Below are 2,614 nucleotides of genomic sequence, written 5' to 3'. Positions count from 1 at the left end.
TTCGATTGATTCGATTGATTCGGTTCAGTACGGCTTGAAGTAATCGAACGGCTCGCGGCAATCGATGCATCGATACAGCGCCTTGCACGCCGTCGAGCCGAATTGCGCCAGCTTCTCGGTGTGCGTCGAGCCGCAGCGCGGGCACGCGATGACGTCTTTCTTGTACGGCACAAAACGGATCGGCCGCTCGGCGCTGCTGCATGCGCCCGTCGGCGGCGCGATGCCGTAACGGCGCAGCTTCTCGCGCGCTTCGTCGGTGATCCAGTCGGTCGTCCACGCCGGCGCCAGCACCGTCTCGACGCGATGCGCGCCAAGCTGCGCCCGATCGATCGCCTGCGCGATATCCTCCGCGATCTGCGACATCGCCGGGCAGCCCGAGTACGTCGGCGTGATCACCACTTCGAGCACGCCATCGTCGCCGTGACGCACATCGCGCAGAATGCCCAGCTCGCGAATCGACACCACCGGAATCTCCGGATCAGGCACCGCTTCGAGCACCTGCCACGCGCGTTCGATCGTGCGTTCGATCATGTTGGCGTCGACGTTATTCATTACCATCTCGCGCCCGGATGTTGACGTGCCACGCTCTGCATTTCGGCCAGCAGATAACCCATGTGCTCCGAGTGCTCGCCCTGCTTGCCCGTGGTGACGTGCTGCACTTCGACGGGCGCTTCGAGCGTCGCTTCTTCGAGCGCCGACGCAACCTGCTCGCGCCACGCCGCTTCGAATTCGCTCGTGAGCGGCGCGATGCCCGCATCGGCAACGGCCTGCTCGATCGTATCGGTGGCGAAGAATTCGCGCGTGTACGGCATCAGATAATCGAGCGCCGCCTGCGCGCGCCGATGCGATTCCTCCGTGCCATCGCCCAGGCGCACCAGCCAGTCGCGCGCATGATGCAAGTGATAGCTCGTCTCCTTGATCGACTTCGCCGCGATCGCCGCGAGTTGCGCATCGCTCGATGCTTGTAGCGCGCTCCACGCTTCGATCATCAGCGCCGAGTACAGGAAGTTGCGCACGATCGTCACCGCGTAATCGCGCTCGGCGCGGGTCGTGCCCGCGAGCGGGCCGAAGTGCGGCAGCTCCGCGATCGTGTAGTTGGCGAACTCGCGCTCGCTGCGAAAGTACGCGTAGTCGTCTTCGGTCTTCGTGTTGCCGTTCAGCGCCGCTTCGAGCGTCGCCGCGTGCGTGTAAAGAAGACGCGCCTGACCGATCAGATCCAGACTGATGTTCGCGAGCGCAATGTCTTCTTCCAGCGCCGGGCCGTGACTGCACCACTCCGCGTTGCGCTGACCGAGAATCAGCGCGTTGTCCGCGAGACGCAACACGTAGGCGAGATGTTCCGGGCTCTGCTTTGAGTTCATATCGCGCGCGCCCTTACATGTGATTGATTTCGTCGGGCAGCACGAAGAACGTCGGATGCCGATAGATCTTGTCGCCCGCGGGCTCGAACAACTCGCCCTTGTCCGCCGGGTCCGATGCCGTGATCGCCGCCGACGGCACCACCCAGATGCTCACGCCTTCCTGACGGCGCGTGTACACGTCGCGCGCCATGCGCAACGCCGCGCCCGCGTCCGGTGCGTGCAGACTGCCGCAATGCTTGTGATCCAGTCCCTGCTTGCTGCGCACGAACACTTCCCAGATCGGCCATTCCTTGTTCATCTTCATCGTCTCCATGCTCATGCAGCTTGTTGATGGGCGTGAGCGCGGGCTCGCTGCTTATCCGCATAAGCGAGCGCCGCTTCGCGAACCCATGCGCCGTCGTCGTGCGCCTTCACGCGCGTGGCGAGGCGCTCCTTGTTGCACGGGCCGTCGCCGTTGACCACGCGCCAGAACTCGTCCCAGTCGATCGCGCCGTAGTCGTGCGCCTGGCGTTCGTCGTTCCACTTCAGGTCCGCGTCGGGCAGCGTGACGCCCAGGATCTTCGCCTGCTCGACGGTCGCATCGACGAACTTCTGGCGCAGGTTATCGTTCGAGATGCGTTTGATGCCCCACGCGAACGACTGGCCGCTATGGATCGAATCCTTGTCGCTCGGGCCGAACATCATCAGCACCGGCCACCACCAGCGGTTCACCGCCTGCTGCACGAGGTCCTTTTGCGCCTGCGTGCCCTTCATCATCGCGAGCAGCGCGTCGAAGCCTTGCCGTTGATGGAACGATTCCTCCTTGCAGATGCGGATCATCGCGCGGGCGTAGGGCCCATAGGTGCAGCGGCACAGCGGAATCTGGTTCATGATCGCGGCGCCATCGACCAGCCAGCCGATCACGCCGACATCGGCCCACGTGGGCGTCGGATAGTTGAAGATGCTCGAATACTTCGCGCGGCCCGCGTGCAGCGCGGCGACCAGTTGATCGCGCGAGACCCCCAGCGTTTCGGCCGCGGTGTACAGATACAGGCCGTGGCCGCCTTCGTCCTGCACCTTGGCCAGCAGGATCGCCTTGCGCTTGAGGCTCGGCGCGCGGCTGATCCAGTTGCCCTCGGGCTGCATCCCGATGATCTCCGAATGCGCGTGCTGCGAAATCTGCCGCACCAGCGTCTTGCGATACGCCTCGGGCATGAAGTCCTGCGGCTCGATCTTGCCGTCGGCCTGCATGATCGCGTCGAAGCGGGTCTGGT

At 64.2% G+C, this 2,614-nt stretch carries 4 protein-coding genes; all 4 read right to left on the bottom strand.

Annotation, left to right across the window (positions count from 1 at the left end; genetic code table 11):
* Positions 1–24 precede the first annotated feature (24 nt).
* Positions 25–552, bottom strand: coding sequence for a 1,2-phenylacetyl-CoA epoxidase subunit PaaD (gene paaD, locus AWB82_RS36460; protein ID WP_235023602.1), 528 nt, complete (start codon positions 550–552; stop codon positions 25–27).
* The gene (paaC, locus tag AWB82_RS36455; RefSeq protein ID WP_086974080.1) at positions 552–1,361 is read right to left on the bottom strand and encodes a 1,2-phenylacetyl-CoA epoxidase subunit PaaC; all 810 of its coding nucleotides are present in this window, start codon (positions 1,359–1,361) and stop codon (positions 552–554) included. The genes paaD and paaC overlap by 1 nt, the downstream gene beginning before the upstream one ends.
* 13 nt (positions 1,362–1,374) lie before the next feature.
* Entirely contained in the window at positions 1,375–1,659 is a 285-nt protein-coding gene (gene paaB / locus AWB82_RS36450; RefSeq protein ID WP_016346499.1) for a 1,2-phenylacetyl-CoA epoxidase subunit PaaB, read from the bottom strand.
* Between the two features lie 17 nt (positions 1,660–1,676).
* Positions 1,677–2,614, bottom strand: a 938-nt coding sequence (gene paaA / locus AWB82_RS36445) for a 1,2-phenylacetyl-CoA epoxidase subunit PaaA (protein ID WP_143756998.1), incomplete at its 5' end; no start/stop codon positions are given.

It is taken from the genome of Caballeronia glebae, assembly GCF_001545035.1.
Taxonomy (GTDB): Bacteria; Pseudomonadota; Gammaproteobacteria; order Burkholderiales; family Burkholderiaceae; genus Caballeronia; species Caballeronia glebae.
This window is presented reverse-complemented; position numbering and strand designations above follow the sequence as displayed.